Raw genomic sequence first — 18,992 nt, forward strand, 5'->3', positions numbered from 1 at the left:
TGATCATAATGAGTAATCCTACTGAGATGACTGAGCTAGATGGACGCGATTTTGAAGATTTGGAGCGTTCTATTAAGCTCTCAGAAGATTTCGTATATAAAAAATACTTGGATAAACTTAGCGACGCCAAAGTTGTACCTGTGCCTGATCGGATTAAAGAGATAGCAACTAGAAACCACATTCGTCTTCTAAAAATGAACAAGCTAACGTTCGATAGGTATGAAAATGTTATAGATAAATTATCTAGCGTTTATAACGCACTAGGGAGTACAGCAGATTCATTAATTATGATTATGGATTCTGATGGTAAAAAAACGGATCTTTACCTAGGTACACGAACTATGGGGAACATACAAGTGGCCAAAGGAGCTCTAGAGAAAAGTTTTCAAAGTCATTTTCCAGGGAGCGAAATTGCAAACTTGAATAATCATGCGATTGAGGGCTTGATCCAGAACCTGTTCACTTCCGGAGTAACCGGAAGTGAACGTGTCATCTCCGCTGTATCGGGAATCCCATCTTTAAGAGAACGAGAAAATGAACGTTTCGTTCAAGGGATGGAAAAATTCATGGAATCCATGAAGAGTGAAATTTTTTCGGCTATCCTTATCGCTGATTCAGTTTCTCAATCTCAAATCGAACACATCAAGAACGGTTATGAGACGTTATATGCTCAACTAATGCCTTTTGCTGCATGCGATCTTAACTTTGCAGCAAATGAAAGTCTGGCCGTAACAGATACAGTTACACATGGCTTTTCCGAAGCTGTGAGCCAAAGTGTAACACAGACACAAAGCCATACTCAAAGTACGAGTGAAACTGAAAGTCGATCATCTTCCACATCCAAGAGCTCCAACTTCGGTGCATCAATTGTCCTACTAACAGGAGGAGTCTCTAGAGGAAGAAGCAAATCGGAAAGTAGTTCGAAATCATCTAGTTCTTCGAGTAGTACTGGTGAGTCCAACACCAATGGACGAGCTGAAACCCACTCGAGGCAAGAAGGTTCATCGAACATGTTACAAACGGGAAATTCTCGTTCGCTACAAATATCGTTTGAAAACAAAAAGGTAACGCAGCTTTTAAAATCAATCGATGCCCAGTTAGAACGTTTGCAGTCATCTGAAGATTTTGGACTGTGGAATTGCTCTGCTTATTTTATCTCACCTGATGTTCAGACTTCACAAGTTGCAGCTAGCACGTTTAAAGCTATTATGCGTGGTGATAACTCAGCGATAGAAACATCTTATATCCACATGTGGGATAATGAACACCCTGAACAACTGAATACAGTGAGTCAGTACCTTCAAAAGCTTAGCCATCCTCTATTTGATCTTAGCGAAAACAGCAATCTGGACGTGCCACATGTTTCAGCGGGCTCGCTGATCAGTGGTAGAGAACTGGCTATACAAATGGGTTTGCCTCGCAAATCATTGAATGGGTTAACCGTTGTAGAGACTGCCGGATTCGGGCGCAGTGTAATGACATATGATGGCCGATCCAATGAGAGGATCAATGTCGGTGACATTTTCCACATGGGACGTAGAGAAAATGAGAACGTACAGCTGGATTTGAACAGCCTGACCATGCATACGTTTGTAACGGGATCCACAGGATCCGGAAAATCAAATACGGTTTACAGCATTTTGGATGAATTATATAAGAAGAATATTCCTTTCCTTGTTATCGAACCAGCAAAAGGGGAGTACAAGAGTGTCTTTGGTGGAAGACGGCGAGTTAAGGTGTTTGGCACGAATCCGAGCTATACCGAACTTCTTCGTATTAATCCCTTCCGTTTTCCAGAAGGCATCCATGTCCTTGAACATATTGATCGTTTAGTAGAAATCTTTAATGCTTGCTGGCCAATGTATGCAGCAATGCCAGCGATATTAAAGGATGCTATTGAACGGTCCTATGAATACGCTGGATGGGATCTTGATATATCTGAATCATATGAAGAAGTGAAACGCTATCCTACTTTTAAGGATCTGCTACGAATACTCCCGATAGTTATCTCTGAATCTGGGTTTTCAGAAGAACTTAAAAGTAACTATATAGGCGCGCTTGTAACACGTATAAAATCTCTTACAAACGGTCTTATCGGTAGACTGATTGGTGAGGACGAGATAGACAACCGTGTACTGTTCGATGAAAACTGCATTATTGACCTCAGTCGGATCGGTTCAATGGAAACGAAGTCCTTATTAATGGGTATTTTGTTTATCCGACTGCAAGAGCATCGACTCGTGAGTGCAAAAGGTGCTAACGCAACGCTTCAACATGTAACTGTGCTTGAGGAAGCTCACCATCTGCTTCGTAGGACTTCTTTTGAACAAAGTGCAGAAGGCAGTAACCTCCAGGGGAAAGCGGTTGAAATGCTTGCTAATGCGATATCAGAGATGCGGACCTACGGAGAAGGGTTCATCATTGCTGATCAATCACCTTCACTTCTAGACGTCTCTGTTATACGGAACACGAATACAAAGATAATTCTACGTCTCCCGGAAGGTAATGACAGATTTGATATCGGACGAGCAGCCAGTTTGAACGAAAATCAAATGCTGGAACTCCCTAAATTAAAAACGGGGGTCGCTGTGATATACCAAAACAACTGGTTAGAGCCGGTACTTTGCCAGATCAATGCTTTTAAAGATTTTTCACCGTTGGAATATAAGCCCAACTTGAACACGGAAGAATCGCCAACGGGAAACATATCTATCCTACTCCAGTGGATGCTTTCAGAACGAGTACCACAATCTCAACGGAAAGCGTTTGAGAAAAGTGATCTAGAAGAACTTAAAAAGCTTGTACATGGATCGGAAAGAATTCGAGAAGAAGATCGACAATATATTTTAAAACAGATCGATGCAGAGATAGTTAATGACTCCGTAGAATTATGGAATCAAGACAGTTTTCCAAAGTTGTCTCGTTTAGTTAATAACTTACTGAACGGCAAAAAATTCATTCGTTATGCTGCCGGCAGTGAACGTCTAACAGAATGGGAGCAACGCTTTACTTCTGCATTACGCAAAACAGGATCTTCAGTGGGGATTGAGTACGAACAAGCAATTATCCAGTGTATACTGCATGACATGGCAAAGGCGAATAAAGAATTTGAAGCATTATATTTTCACTGGGTAGAGGAACAAGTAGAGAGGGCGTATATCGGATGATTGAAATTGCAAAGGCTGTTCAAGAAACTTCCTCATCTGAGGTCGGAAAGGCAACATTAGATGTACCAGAGTTCGCTAGAGAATTAAATAATGAAAAAGTAGTCAATTTCGAACAAGCTGACCGCCCTATTTACAAACAAATCCAAGAAGTCCAATCTGAACCAGAAGACGTTCGGGAGAAAACTCAAATCGATATTAACCGCGAACAGGGTGACCAGCGAGAAGCAGCTGTTTTAGAAGAACTAACTCATCAGTATCCAGTTGAAGAAGGCTATGAAGTTACTGCAGAACAATATTTGAGAGACAGTGACGGACGGATTGTGAAGGATTTAGAGACTGGAGAAGCTCGTAGAGTAGATTTTGTTGTTCTAAAAGATGGGGAAGTCGTACAATCTATTGAAGTAACCTCAGAAACAGCGCCGAAAGACGCCCAATTAGCGAAAGAAGATCGAATTCGCGAACAAGGCGGGGAATGGATTAGACATCCTGAGACGCATGAATTGTATCGATATAATGATGAAGTGAAAACAGAAGTGTGGAGGCGAGCATAATGGGGAAAATAGTTGTTTATGATAAAGCTTCGTGGCATTTGGAAAGTGATTCACCGACTGGTTTAGAACACCTTCAAGCGATCATGGACTGGCTCAATCAGCAAAAATTACTCTCTGAAGAAGGACTAGAAATTTTTGAACTGGGGGTCGACCAAGAATTCTCGCTAACTTCTGAGATGGTAACTGAGGAAGGTAAAGATTTATTAGACTCGTATTATACTAACTGGACGAAAGCAATAACTCCATCAGAGATCTCATTAGAAATACTTAATCGCGGGTTGAGCTCAATTAGAAAATAATCAAAGAGTCTGTATTAACGAGCTATTACTGTTTCAGAATACGCTCAACCTGATTGCAATGAGCATTAGGTTGAGCATATTTTACACTCTAAAGCAAAGCAATGATACCATCACTTTAGTATATGGTATCATTGCTTTGCTGGTAGCTCGTGAAGATTGCCCCATCTAGTCATACTGGATCAACCATAATGATTTAAAGTTAGTTAAATTGCACTAGCGAGTACTCTTATATCAATATTCCGCTGCTCAATGATCCGCCACGGGGGAATTACGTACTTTCACCGTTATAATTTATTTATACTTCATATATTTAGTTTTGGTATGAAAATACCAAAACTAAATATTGATTGACTCTATAAGATCCAGCGTGCTATATTTTATGCATATCAGTACGCGGTTTTGTAAGGGGGGAATATAAAAATGCGTAACAACAAGCGGATGGACCAAATTTGGAATCGTTATAATGCATTGAGGGGATTTACCGCTCAGTCAGAGTTGCCTGGTGCATTGTTTCTTTTGAAAAAAACAAAAGAGGCGTTATCAAATTCAAAAAGGATTACTGAGCAGAAAGCTTATGAGATGATGGTCTCAATATCTAATAGTTACGATATAGAAAATCCATACCCAAATACAAAGGCGTTTTTTGGTGCTCTTATGGCTATGGATGATGAAGATATTGATTGGGAAATGTCTCTTGCATCAGCAGATCATAAAGAGATGTTTTACATACCGAAAGTGCTAGTTGACGAATTTGAAAAATACTTCAATCCAAACATTAAGACGGTATTAATTCCTGAAGCTGAAAAATTTGTACCTCACCTTACGGGGTTAGTTACCCAACATGATGATTGCGATTTTTTTATAACTACCATGAATAGTGTGAGTAAAGTTATTCTCGATGAAATGTTTAAAGGTCATATGAATGTGATTGTCGAACAGACTAGCATTTATGATTATGAGTTTTCCGCGAAAAAGTTTGATTTAATTCTGGCGGTACCGGTTTTTGGGGCAAGAGAACGCGGAGAAGATAATGGAGAATTCATTTGTAGGGAATATGAAATGATCGCTGTAGAGAACTTGCTCTTACATTTGAATAGTTCGGGTGTATTAGTTATTGTTCTTCCAGCTAGGATAACATTTGCTGCGGGCTCGATTAAAGACTTAAGAGATTTTATACAAAGCATGTATAAACTAGAAGAAATAGCTGAGCTACCAACTGGGATATTTCCATCTACCGCTATTAAGACCTTTATGTTTACAATCACAACTGGCAGAACAGAAGATGTAATAATTAAAAGGTATGATGCTACTACAAGCAACATCAAAAAGAATGGAATCAACGAACTGGTTCTCATTGATGATACGTTTGTTATGTTGGAAGAGTTGGTAGAAATGGGTTATTGGAATGTCGGTCATATCTTTGCAATGGTGGATGAGGATTGGCAACGTTATCAGAACTCAAACATTAAGAAAGAGGAATTGGGAAATATTTCCGAAGTTTTCCGCGGAAAAGCGATCAACAAAAAAAATGCTAATGGTAGCATTGGAGTCGTAAATATATCGAATCTAAATGATTATGACATTGATTACGAGGGTCTTGATCATATTGAAGAGGAAGAACGTAAAGTAGCGAATTACTTACTTAAAGACGGGGATTTATTGTTGCCAGCACGGGGAACAGTGATTAGAATAGCCGTTTTTCAAGAACAGAAGTACCCTTGCATCGCGTCATCAAACATTATTGTTATAAGACCAAATGAACAATTGCTTTTAGGTACGTATTTAAAAGTTTTCTTAGATAGTCCGATGGGGAGCAAAGTCTTAGCAGGAAAGCAGCAAGGAACCATCGTCATCAATACAAGCTATAAAGACTTGAAAACGTTAGAAATACCGTTGCTTAGGCTTGAAGAACAAAAAATGATTGCAGAAGAATATGAACAGGAACGTTCCAGGTATGTAGAAAGCATTCGTCTTGCAGAAAATAGATGGAATGAAGTAATGGATCGTCTTCAAAATACTATTATAAAGGTGAAACTATAAAATGTTTAACTTTGATGACTGCGGTAAGGTGGATGAGTTAAAGTTAGAGTTCATAAAGATAATTGTATGCTGATACTAGTATTCTAAAAAGTGTAAGCACGGCACCAGAGGAGATAACTACATGATCGGAGCTATAATTGGCGATATTGTCGGTTCTAGATTTGAATCGGATAATCATCGTTCGAAAGAGTTTGATTTTTTGATATATAAGTGTTTTTTTACTGATAACTCGGTGATGTCACTAGCTATATGTGAAGCACTTATGAACTGTAAACATGATTATAAAGAATTGAGTGATCAAGCGGTTAAATCTATGCAAGGTATTGGAAGGTCCTATCCGAATTGCGGGTACGGAGGGAGCTTCTTTAAATGGATGTACAGTGATTCTCCTAAACCATACAATAGTTTTGGTAACGGAGCAGCAATGAGAGTTAGCGCCTGTGGGTTTGTAGCCAATTCCATAGAAGAAACTAAATTGCTTGCGCACATGGTAACAGCCGTAACACATAACCACCCGGAGGGGATAAAGGGCGCTGAGGCTATTGCGGTTGCAGTCTTTCTTGCTCGTAGTGGAAAAAACATCCTGGAAATTCGCGATTACATTGATAAGCACTACTATCCCATGGATTTCTCGCTTGATGGAATCAGGGAAACGTATCAATCTAACGAGACTTGCCAAGAAACAGTTCCGCAAGCACTTGTTGCATTCTTCGAGTCTTCAAATTTTGAAGACGCAATCCGAAATGCTGTCTCTATTGGTGGAGATAGTGATACGTTAGCTGCAATTACTGGAAGTGTGGCAGAAGCCTATTACGGAGTGCCGACACATTTCAGAAAGCATGCAATGACTTTTCTTGATGAGCCGCTTCTAAAGATACTACTTGAATTCGAAAACGTTTATCCCGGAAAGGTCGAAAAGATACAATCTTCATGGAGTGTCAGCATTAAAGAAAAGTCTGCCAGAGCTAAGATAAAAACTGGAGGTAGAGAAGAAATGATCCGATCTGCAATGAATGTTGCTGATGAAGTACTTAAACATAGTACTTCAGAGCTTGAAGAAACAACAAGTCAAAAACTCTTTTCTCATCTTTTTGAAGCCTGCAATATATTACGTGGTCCAATAAATCAGGATGAGTATAAAAGCTATGTAACGCCAATTCTCTTTTTTAAACGATTATCAGATGTGTATGACGAAGAAACGCAAGCTGCGTTAGAAGAATCTGGCGGTGATGAGGAATTTGCTAGTTTTCCAGAAAACCATCGTTTCATTATTCCTGATGGGTGCCATTGGCAGGACGTTCGCGAAGTTAGTGAGAACGTCGGTGTAGCAATAGTCAAAGCAATGAATGGAATAGAACGTGCCAACCCTGATACGCTTAATGGCGTATTTAGCAGCTTTGACGATGCAAACTGGACAGATAAAACAAAGCTTTCGGATGAACGATTGAAAGATCTTGTTGAACATATGTCAAAAATCAAGGTCGGAAATGGTAACTATTCTGCTGATGTTATGGGCGATAGCTATGAGTTCTTAATTAAGAAATTCGCGGACTTGTCAAAGAAGAATGCAGGCGAATTTTATACCCCGCGCTCAATTGTAAAGCTTCTGGTTATGCTCCTGGCACCACAAATTGGTGAATCTGTATATGATCCTGCAGCTGGAACTGGTGGTATGCTCATTGAAGCTATCAGTTTTATGAAGGGTGATAAACTTACTTATGGCCGTATCTACGGTCAAGAAAAGAACCTTGCAACTTCGGCCATTGCTAGAATGAATCTTTTTCTTCATGGTGCAAAAGAATTTAAAGTTACTCAAGGAGATACGCTGCGGTCACCAAATTACTTACAAGACGGTAAGATGAAGACCTTCGATTGTGTCATTGCGAATCCTCCATTTTCTTTAAAGAACTGGGGGGCACAGCAGTTTAGTTCTGACATCTACGGTCGCAATATATGGGGATGCCCTACGGATTCTAATGGTGACTTCGCTTGGTTACAGCACATGGTTAAATCCATGAATCCAAATACCGGGCGATGTGCAGTTGTGCTTTCTCAAGGTGTACTGTTCCGTGGTGGTAAAGAAGGCGAGATTCGAAAACTGCTCGTCGAATCTGACATATTGGAATGTGTTATTACATTAGTTGGCGGTGTTTTTTATTCAACAGGTGTTTCGGCTTGTATCCTCCTTCTGAATAATAACAAACCAAATAAAGGTCGAATATGCATGATTGATGCTTCAAACCTTTATACTCCTCAGCGTGCACAGAACATTATGACTGATGATGACATCCAGAATGTGTTTAATTACTACACTAACTACGAGGATGTAATCGAACACGTGAAGATCGTCAATATAGATGATATTCGAGGTAAGGACTATACACTGGCAGTCAACAATTATGTTGAAAAGAAAAAAAAAGAGACTGTGTCGCCAGTTGAGGTTCGCAAAAAGTACTATGATGCTTTTGATGAGATGGTTAAATCCGAAGATAAAATGATGAAACTTCTCCTGAAAGGAGGCTATGTCAATGAGTAAGCGTATCACAGTTGAAGAATTACAGTCCTACCTTTGGAATTCTGCTGTTCTATTAAGGACAAATATCGATGCTGGAGCTTATAAGCAGTATATATTCCCACTGTTGTTTTTCAAGCGTATCAGTGATGTCTATGACGAGGAATGCGAACAAATTCTTGAAGAATACGGTGGAGATGAAGAAGCTCTAGAGTGGGAAGAAAATCACCGTTTCATCGTGCCGGGAGGCGCTCACTGGCGTGATGTTCGAGCAGTTTCAGAGAATGTTGGTGTTGCAATTGTAAATGCTTTCCGAAAAATCGAAAATGCAAACTCTGACAAACTGCAAGGCGTCTTTGGCGATGGTGCCTGGACAAATAAAAATCGTCTCCCTGATCGGTTATTGAAAGAATTAATCGAACATTTCAGCACAAAAACACTCTCTATTAAGAACTGTCCAGAGGACGAACTCGGGCAGGGATATGAGTATCTGATAAAAAAGTTTGCTGATGACAGCGGCCACACCGCACAGGAATTTTATACGAACCGTACGGTGGTACACTTGATGACGGAAATGCTAAAACCCGAGTCCGGCGAAACGATATATGATCCCACATGTGGCAGTGCAGGGATGTTGATTTCATCGATTGCATACTTGAAGGAGCAGAAAAAAGAATGGCGTAATGTTTCGGTCTTTGGTCAAGAGATTAACGCACTTACATCCGCAATTGGCAAAATGAATCTTTTTCTTCATGGTGTGAAAGACTTTGAAATCGTCAATGGTGATACATTAAAGGCACCGGCTTTTATTAATAAAGGTCGGCTGACACAATTTGATTTAATCCTAGCCAATCCTCCCTACTCTATTACACAGTGGGATCGCGAAGCATTTGCTAGCGATAAATACGGTCGGAATTTTCTTGGGGTACCGCCACAAGGGCGTGCTGATTATGCTTTCTTACAGCATATTATTAAGAGTCTTAATGAGAAAACCGGTCGCTGTGCAATTCTGTTCCCGCACGGAGTGCTATTTAGAAATGAAGAGCGCGCGATGCGTGAAAACCTTGTTCGCAATGACATGCTTGAATGCATTATAGGACTAGGACCAAATCTATTCTATAACTCTACAATGGAAGCTTGTATCGTCATTTGTCGTATGAATAAGAGGACGGAACGGCGTGGTAAAATTCTTTTTATCAATGCAATCAAGGAATTTGACCGTAAAAGTGCACAGAGCTTCTTGGAGGAGAGGCACATCTTGAAAATAACTAAAGCTTACGAAGGGTATGAAACAGACGGAGATTTCGCACGAGTTGTTACAATTCAAGACATAGAAGATAATAGCTTCTCGCTAAGTATTCCGCTGTATGTTAAGCATCCTGGTCAAGCGAACGATGTGGATGAAAGATTGCTACAGGAGCGATATGAAGATTGGAGAACAGCCTCTGAAATTATGAAACTTCGTTACATGAAATTAAACAATATGCTTATAAATGAGGTCGAAGGTGATGAGTAAAGTCAAATTTGGTGATGTAGTTAAGGACATTAAGAACACTGTTGACCGAAATAATAACCCTTACGAGTTCTATGTCGCAGGTAATCACATGGATACAGAGGATTTAAAGATACACCGAAAAGGGAAATTTGCTACTGACGATGTGGGGCCAGCATTTATTAGAGAATTTAAAGAAGGACAGGTATTATACGGTTCTAGGAGAACGTATCTCAAGAAGGTCGCTGTAACTGATTTTGATGGTGTCACAGCCAATACGACTTTTGTACTAGAAACCAGAGATAAATCAAAGTTTCTTCAAGAATTATTGCCCTTTGTAATGCTCTCAGATAGCTTTACTCAATGGTCTATTATGAAGTCAAAAGGATCAACAAATCCATATGTGCTATTTTCAGACCTTGCTGAGTTCGAATTTGAACTACCTGATTTCGAAAAACAACGTGAGTTGGCGAAGTTACTGTGGTCAATAGACGCTACAAAAAAAGCATATCAGACAATGTTAAAGAAGACGGATGAGTTGGTGAAATCTCAATTTAACGAGGAAGTAGAGCGGTGTTACAATGAAGGACGTCAAAAGCCTTTGAACGACTTGATTCAGCTAGACCGCCCGATAACGTATGGGATTTTAAAACCTGGAACAGGCTTTGCTGGTGGTGTGCCAGTCGTGAAAGTCAAAGACTTCCCAAAAGGCTACATTAACGAAATGGACTTATTGCTAACCTCGCCTGAGATAGATGCGAATTACAAGCGTTCTAAGCTGATCTCGGGAGATTTGCTAATCTCCATCAGAGGGACGGTAGGACGATTGGCTGAAGTCCCCGAAACACTTGAAGGTGCAAACATTACTCAAGATACGGCGAGGCTCTCAATAAAACCTGAGTATAACAGGGTTTTTATACGAGGGGTTTTAGAAACGCCAATATTGCAACAAATAGTGCAGGAGTTGATTAGAGGGGTTGCCGTAAAAGGCATTAACATTGGAGATGTCCGAAAACTCCCTATCCCCTGTCCAACGATTGCAACACAAGATCGCCTTGCTGAGATATACAAACAGGCTGATAAATCAAAATTAGAACTAGAACATGCTCTTGCAAAACTGGATGCAATCTGCAAAAGAATTATCTTGGAAAACCTTGGATAGACTGATTTGTTTGCATTTTCTTAATTTTGTTGAAGATAGGGGTGACACTTGATGTTTAACGAAGATAATACAATTGAACAAATGGTAATAACAACGCTTAACAGCAATGGGTGGAGGTATGTATCTTCCGAAGAATTGCCACGTAGTTACTCTGATGTCCTGGTTGAATCTATGGTTAAGGAGGCACTCATACGACTTAATCCAGAAATTGCTGAAGAACCAGCTCGCGCTGATGAAGTTATCTATAAACTGCGTACGTTAATATTGACTGTTCAGCCGCACAATCTAGTAACTCAGAATGAACAATTCAAGAAGATGATTTTTGAAGAGAATTCCTACCCATTCGGCAAGGATGGACGCATGATTCCTATTCGATTTTTTGGAACGATGACCAAAGAAGACTTAGCACTGAACGAATATGTTGTTACAAACCAATGGGTATATTCACAAAAAGAAAATGGTAAAAGGCTAGATATTGTTCTTCTGATTAATGGATTTCCAGTTGCGATTGGTGAACTGAAAACTCCTGTCCGTAATTCTATAACCTGGTTAGATGCTGCTGGAGACATAGCGGCTTATGAAAAGAGTATACCAGGCATGTTTGTAGCAAACATATTTAATTTTGCTACAGAAGGCAAATGTTATAGATATGGTTCGGTTTGCATGCCAATTGGAATGTGGGGTCCATGGCATACTCCGAACCATAAAAATGAAGGAAGTCTTGCGGATGTAAAGATCAGTGTTGAAGATATGATTACTCCTGAAAAGGTCATGGACATTTTTCAGTTCTTTACAGTATTTGCGACAGATAAAAAATATCGTAAATATAAAGTCATATGTCGTTATCAACAATTTGAGGGTGCGAATCTTATCGTGGAAAGGGTAAAGACAGGTTACCCCAAACAAGGCCTCATATGGCATTTCCAGGGTTCTGGTAAATCATTGCTAATGGTTTTTGCAGCACAGAAACTTAGAATGATCCCTGAATTAAACAATCCAACAGTAGTTATTGTTGACGACCGAATTGACCTAGAAACACAGATAACTGCAACATTCAACGCATCGGATATCCCAAATCTTGTCGGTCTTGGCTCAAAGGATGAATTAGAATCCTTCTTTTTAGGGGACCAAAGAAAGATTGCAATTACAACCATCTTTAGGTTTGGAGATGTAATAAATGAACTTAATCCTAGAGACAATATTATTCTTATGGTTGATGAAGCTCATAGGACTCAGGAAGGTGATCTTGGTAGTAAGATGCGTCTTGCTCTTCCGAATGCGTTTTTCTTTGGTCTTACAGGTACACCAATTAATCGTATTGACAAAAATACGTTTAATACATTCGGTGCAATTGAGGACAAGAGTGGATATATGAGCAAATATTCCTTTTCGGACTCAATCCGTGACAATGCAACACTACCTTTGAATTTTGAACCGGTACCAGTTGATTTGCATGTTGATAGAGAGAAGCTTGATGCTGAGTTTGAAGTATTAACAGCGAATTTATCAAAAGAAGATAGGGCAGAGTTATCACGAAGAGTCAATATGAAAGCTATTATGTATGACCGCAAGCGTATTCGAAAGGTATGCGAACATATAGCTAAACACTACCAAGATAAAATTGAACCGAATGGATACAAGGGTCAAGTTGTGTGCTATGACAGACAGTGCTGTCTTATGTATAAAGAAGAACTTGATAAATTGTTAGGCCCTGATGCAACTACAATCGTTATGGACACCAACAATGACAAGGAAGATAAATATAAAGCGTATAGACGTGATAGAGACGCAGAAGGAAAGATATTAGATAAATTTAGAGAACCTAATGATCCACTGAAACTTGTTATAGTAACGTCAAAGCTTCTTACTGGTTTTGATGCACCTATATTACAAGCTATGTACCTGGATAAGCCAATGAAAGATCATAACTTGCTGCAAGCCATTTGTCGAACTAATAGAACCTACAATGAAGGTAAGACACACGGTTTGATAGTTGACTACATAGGTATTTTTGATAATGTAGCTTCAGCTTTGGACTTTGATGAATCGAGCATGAAAAAAGTCATTTCAAATATTGAAGAGGTCAAAAAACAGATTCCTGCACTAATGCGTAAGTGCTTGAGTTATTTCATGGGTGTAGACCGTACGATTGATGGTTGGGAAGGTTTGATTGCTGCACAAGAATGTTTGCCTAACAATAAAATTAAAGACGAATTCGGGGCCGATTACAAAGTGCTCAATAGAGCATGGGATGCACTATCTCCAGATCCGTTTCTGAATACAATGAAATACGATTTCCAATGGTTAACAAGAGTATTCGAATCGGTAAAACCTACTGATGGAAGAGGAGGATTGATTTGGGCTTCCCTCGGGGCAAAGACAATGGAAATGGTCCATGAGAATCTGCTAGTGGGAGAAGTACATGATGATATGGAAATTCTTACAATGGATGCAGATTTAATCGACGAATTCATTGAAAGACAAAAAGATCCTAGAAAGACAACGATTAAAGTTGAAATTGATTTAGTCGCGAAAATCCGAAAAAACAATAAGGATATCAAATTCGTTAAGTTAGGAGAAAAACTTGAAAATCTCCGTGAAAAACACGAACAAGGGTTGGTAACCAGTATTGAGTTTCTCAAACTATTATTAGAACTAGCGCGTGAAGCTGCGGAAGCTGAAAAAGAGGTAGTGCCTGAGGAAGAAGTAGACAAAGGTAAGGCAGCATTGACAGAGTTATTCAATGGAGTGAGGAATTCAAAGACACCAATTATTGTTGAACGAATTGTTAACGATATAGATGATATCGTTAAGATTATCCGTTTCGATGGTTGGCAAGGGACAACTGCAGGAAAACAGGAAGTAAAAAAAGCTCTTAGGAGTGTAGTTTGGGTCAAATACAAAATTAAGGACAAAGAAGTCTTTGATAAAGCCTATCAGTACATTGAGCAATATTACTAAGTGGAGATATCTACCTACAACCCGAGGTAGTATGTAGTATATTGTGGTTTGCAGAGACGTGTACAGGAATCCCTGATCGTTGCGAACGAACGGTTCCGTCACGTCTTTGTTCTTATCGTAGGCGTTGTCAAAAATGCATAACATCAGTTCGTTTTCGTTAAGTTTAGACTGGGGTATATTTACAGCACAAATCCTAAATGGTCGAAAGATATAAGAAATCCTCTCTGTTAAAATCCTAAAGCTGAATGCACAGTTCACGTAAGAAGAGTATGGATGACATTAAGGTGCGTTATAGACAAAACCTTTTCAGATGGAGGTATAGGATTCAATAGATTACATTACATATAGTTGCTGCAAGTATCCTTAGTAAACTCATAACAGCTGTTAGTCTGTTACGGGTTTTAGGGAAAGCCATCAATCGACCTCTCATACAGACCTTAAGAGACGAAAACCAGATCATTTTATAAATGGCTCAAAGGATATCTATTGTATCTTGTTTGAATGTCATAATCCGATACAGACAAAATTAAAATCTAATGCAGACTAAAAAAATTAAGCAATTGGTGTATCGACTTGCAGTTGGCCTAGACACGTTTAACAACAAGCAGTGAACGCTGGCCACGTGTGGTAAAACCTAAACTATAAAATAGATTCACCAACAAGGGGGAACGTACATTCTCCAGACAACCTCGTATCTTAAAGAGTTAATATTCTATCTTTATGGTCTAATGTGGAACAATTTGTTTCTTTAATGAATGGATATTTAAGGCGTTTGTTATACAACGTCATTCTTAGGAATGGTATAAAAAATGAGAAAGGATTGTAGTAATTTGTTGTATAATAAGGTATCTGAGATGCTGATTTCCCCAATTAAGGTAGGTGATAAAACGAAGCATGGACACATTAGAAGTTATTTATGAAGAAGCATTGTTCTATGACAACCGAGGATACCAGGATAAAGCAAAGGAATACTACGATGCCTTATATCAACAAGAAAAGATTTCAATAGAAATGATAGAGCGTATGACTGCCTTTTATGCTTCTATTCAAAATTATTCAATCTCCTATGAATTAGCAAATTTAGGAATTGAGAGGAAGGGATCACTTCAATATTTTCTGCCTTTTTATTTATTTTCATTTCAGCAAGAAGGTAAGATAGATGATTTAGACAAGTTGCTTTTACAAGAAGGTATGGAACACTTTATTTCAGAGAAACATCGCATAGCACAGTTCTATTATTTAGCAGGTGAGCAATATAAGGCATATGCTTTATCAGTAAAGCTCTCCAATAAGATTGACCGCCTTTTTTTTGAGAATCCTAGTGAGGTAAACTTATATATTCACCATTACCTATTGATGGTGAAAATGGAGGTTGGTAATCAAAATCTTAATCAGGCACGATTTCACTTGCGTAAGTTGATGTATCTTGAACTTTCGAAAATGCAAGAGTGGGATTCTATTGCATATTGGACTATTGTGCTTGATGAAGTGGGGGAATGGGTGAAACGATCTGATTTTATAGATTGTTTAGCTCATATTTCAGACAATCTCAAATTAATTGTCACTTTTTATTACGATTTAATGCAGAGTAAATTAAGTAGATCCGTTGTGGACGAGTTAAATAGTCAAGTATTTGATGATGATTTTTTAGATCATAAACGAAGAATGTGCTTAAGGTTAATCCATCGCCTACAAAAGAAGGATGGTTGGCTGATTGGGATCAAGGATGACTACAACGCTTATCCTCATGACTTGCTTACAGGGATCCTGTATAGTACATATCTTGAACAGACGGACCGAGGACATTGGCAACAACATGTTGAATCGTTATTCAAATATCATTCTGACAAGGCTGAGGCGATTTCTGCTTATTGGAAAATGTCAAAGACGAAGAAGGCAGTAAAATCTTCTGCATCACCTGATACCCAAATCACTTTTTTAGGTGGTGGGGAAAAAATAGGCGGGATGTCCATTCTGGTTACTATAAAAGGACATTCGATTTTATTAGATGCAGGGATGCATTTAAAAGAAGAATATTATCATCCAGATTATACGCCTATGCTCGAACAGGGGATTACCTTTGATGACTTAGATGCTCTATTAATTACACACGCTCATCTGGATCATACTGGGGCTGTTCCTTATGTATATAAGCAGAATAAGCAACTAAAGATGTATGCTACGGAAGCAACTAGACGATTAATGAAAGTACTATTACTAGATTCGGTAGGACATAACAAAGATCTCCAAGGATTTGATGAAGAGGATGTTCGGATTGCATTGATCGAAATGAATACAGTTCAAGAAGAAGAAACGTTCATTATTCCCTCAAAAGATTCAGCCTGGAAAGTTACGTATTATCATTCGGGTCATATTTTAGGAGCCTGTGCGATTCATCTTGAAATCGATGGTGTGACAGTATTATTTACAGGTGATTATTCGATAGATGATCAAAAAACTGTAGAAGGTTTGAAACTACCCAAAGATATACAAGTGGATATATTAATCACTGAATCCACGTATGGATTTCTGCCGACTAATGCCAGTATTGATCGAGCTAAACAAGAGAAACTGTTTATCGATTCACTCTCGCAAACCCTTAATAATGGTGGGAACTTGTTGATTCCCGCTTTCGCTGTGGGCCGTAGTCAAGAGATACTCATGATTATACGGGAAGCCTTTAATGATAATGAGTTTTTGCCGTTTGACATCTATATTGATGGGCGAGTGGTAGAGGTATGTCAAATCTACGAAGATATGTATGAGCTGCAGGAGAAAAAAAGTACATTATTAGGTAAAGAAGTTATTGTAGGTAAACATGTGTATTCAGCACATGGAAGTAGCAGCACTACTTTTGATGATTTTTATGAAGATTACCTTGCTAAGGGTGGAAATTGTATCATAGCAAGTTCAGGTATGCTTACAGATCAAAGTGCATCATCTTTATATGCAGAGAAGATGATAGATCAACCACATCATGCAATTTCTTTTACTGGGTATATGGATGAGGAATCACCGGGTCATAATATCTTAGAGATGGATCGTCGTTCAGATGATGCTAGCATTAGTATTAATGGAAAAAGAAAAAAGGTAAAAGCAAAAGTTGATACATTCCGACTATCAGCCCATGCCAGTCGTGAACAAATCTTGAAGTTGATCATGGATATACAACCTAAGCAGGTGTTTCTTGTACATGGTGAACATCAAAAGTCATATACAAGTAATCAAACTGTGGTAAGTGGGCATGTGATTTACCCTACTTTGCTAGATTTACTAGCTCATTTATCAAGTGATATGAAGATAATCCCTGCTTTTAATGGATCATCTTATACACTTTAATACTAGGAGGAATTATGAATAATAAGGAGAAACTTATTGACTTTTGTTTGAAACAATATGGAAGTTCTCAAAATCAGTTTTTAGATCAATTTAAAGCTAACTTTTCAGAGGAAGATATTGAAACTCTTAGAGAAGTTGGATTAGATGAGCCAGCAAAACGAAATAATTTATATTGGAAATTACAAGTATTATGTGAGAAAAGTCTTCTCGAGCACTCAGATGTAGTTGATGATGAATATTTAGCGTCATTAATTCAATTAGAATGGAACGGACAAGAACAAACTCTTCCATTATCCGTAGAGATTTGTCGTCAGCTTATTCAACAATTGGACATGAAGTTTTCTAATAAACGAAAAGCATTTGAAGCGATATGTCGTGGCGACATTGTCGGAAGCAAAATTTTTCAGTCAAACTCCAAAATGTTTTCAGAGCTATTGATTCGGTATTTTATTTGCTGCCTACCATTTAAGCATGAGCGTGAAGTTGTAGAAACAGTAGATGAAGTTACAAAGTGGTTTTTTAAGGGGGAACAATGGGAGACCTCAAAAAAACACTTGAGATCCATGGGTTTTCCTTCATCTAAAAATACAACAGGTCGAATGAAGGCCTACCGTAGAGTTGTCGGCTTAAGTGGTCTTTGTTTTGCGGATGGGTTAAAAGAAATAATTTCTGAGGGACAAGAGAATAAGACTTTATCTCCCGCTTTAGAAGAACACATTTATTACCTTAATCAGAAAGATGATGCAATCAGCGTATCCGTTTTAAATGCGGAGGAGGAATTGGGAGATCCAACCTTTTCACATGACTCTACAGCGATCCGTCAAAATCGCTTGGAGATTATGTCTGATCCAAACGTTCAAGTGAAAGTAGAGATGGGGAGAGAAACAAAAAATCCAGCGATGTCTCATATGAAAGAAGCCATAGAACATCTTGTGGAATCTTTTCATAAACTTGAAATTAATGAAATTGATAAGGTGGAATCTTTTGATCCTTTAGTCGAGAAGGAACAAGAATCTAAATTGAAGATTGCAGAGGAAGAAATTGAACGTTTAACTCAAGCCTTAGAACTTGAAAGAATACGTGCGAAGCAAGCTGAGGAAAAAACACTGGTTCATTTGCTTAATTCGATTGGAGGAAGTAAAAGTAAGTATTTGTTATCTGATCTATTCGAAGAAAGCAAAGGGATAACACCCTCCAATCCAAATGTGAGTAAAGGTCGATTAATTAACTTATTTTCAAATTTTAATTTAGCGATTGGACTTGAGGAATACAGTTATAATCGAGAAGTTAATGAATTATTTGAAGTTAGTCGGACTGATTTAGTAAAACATTTCGAGACAACTGCTCCGATACAATCGGAAAATAACCAAATTACCGTTAAAATCGTGAAGTATGGGTGGATGTTGAATAACATCGTTGTCATTCCACCATTGGTCATGGAAGTAATTTCTGAAATAGGAGAGGAATAA

General features: G+C 38.6%; 10 protein-coding genes. All 10 read left to right on the forward strand.

Going from position 1 to position 18,992, the window contains the following annotated elements; genetic code table 11:
* The first annotated feature begins 8 nt into the window (after positions 1-8).
* Positions 9-3,167, forward strand: a complete 3,159-nt coding sequence (locus tag MHB82_RS30815; protein WP_341176904.1) for an ATP-binding protein — start codon at positions 9-11, stop codon at positions 3,165-3,167.
* A complete protein-coding gene (locus MHB82_RS30820; protein ID WP_341176905.1) occupies positions 3,164-3,718 on the forward strand; it encodes a hypothetical protein in 555 nt (184 codons plus the stop codon). The genes MHB82_RS30815 and MHB82_RS30820 overlap by 4 nt, the downstream gene beginning before the upstream one ends.
* Positions 3,718-4,017: a hypothetical protein gene (locus tag MHB82_RS30825; protein ID WP_341176906.1), complete on the forward strand. Its 300-nt coding sequence runs from the start codon at positions 3,718-3,720 to the stop codon at positions 4,015-4,017. The genes MHB82_RS30820 and MHB82_RS30825 overlap by 1 nt, the downstream gene beginning before the upstream one ends.
* Before the next feature lie 420 nt (positions 4,018-4,437).
* Positions 4,438-6,057, forward strand: a complete 1,620-nt coding sequence (locus MHB82_RS30830; protein ID WP_341176907.1) for a restriction endonuclease subunit S — start codon at positions 4,438-4,440, stop codon at positions 6,055-6,057.
* A gap of 121 nt (positions 6,058-6,178) precedes the next feature.
* The gene (locus MHB82_RS30835; protein ID WP_341176908.1) at positions 6,179-8,593 is read left to right on the forward strand and encodes an N-6 DNA methylase; all 2,415 of its coding nucleotides are present in this window, start codon (positions 6,179-6,181) and stop codon (positions 8,591-8,593) included.
* Positions 8,586-10,085 (forward strand): type I restriction-modification system subunit M, encoded by a 1,500-nt coding sequence (locus tag MHB82_RS30840; protein ID WP_341176909.1) that lies wholly within the window; start codon positions 8,586-8,588, stop codon positions 10,083-10,085. Before MHB82_RS30835 ends, MHB82_RS30840 begins: the two co-directional genes overlap by 8 nt.
* Entirely contained in the window at positions 10,078-11,223 is a 1,146-nt protein-coding gene (locus tag MHB82_RS30845; protein WP_341176910.1) for a restriction endonuclease subunit S, read from the forward strand. The genes MHB82_RS30840 and MHB82_RS30845 overlap by 8 nt, the downstream gene beginning before the upstream one ends.
* Before the next feature lie 51 nt (positions 11,224-11,274).
* Positions 11,275-14,184, forward strand: coding sequence for a type I restriction endonuclease subunit R (locus MHB82_RS30850; RefSeq protein ID WP_341176911.1), 2,910 nt, complete (start codon positions 11,275-11,277; stop codon positions 14,182-14,184).
* Positions 14,185-15,078: 894 nt separating this feature from the next.
* Positions 15,079-17,523 carry an MBL fold metallo-hydrolase gene (locus tag MHB82_RS30855; RefSeq protein WP_341176912.1) on the forward strand — a complete coding sequence of 815 codons (2,445 nt, stop codon included), beginning with the start codon at positions 15,079-15,081 and terminating at the stop codon, positions 17,521-17,523.
* Between the two features lie 14 nt (positions 17,524-17,537).
* Entirely contained in the window at positions 17,538-18,992 is a 1,455-nt protein-coding gene (locus tag MHB82_RS30860) for a hypothetical protein (protein ID WP_341176913.1), read from the forward strand.

It is taken from the genome of Paenibacillus sp. FSL K6-2862 (assembly GCF_038005125.1).
GTDB lineage: Bacteria > Bacillota > Bacilli > Paenibacillales > Paenibacillaceae > Paenibacillus > Paenibacillus illinoisensis_A.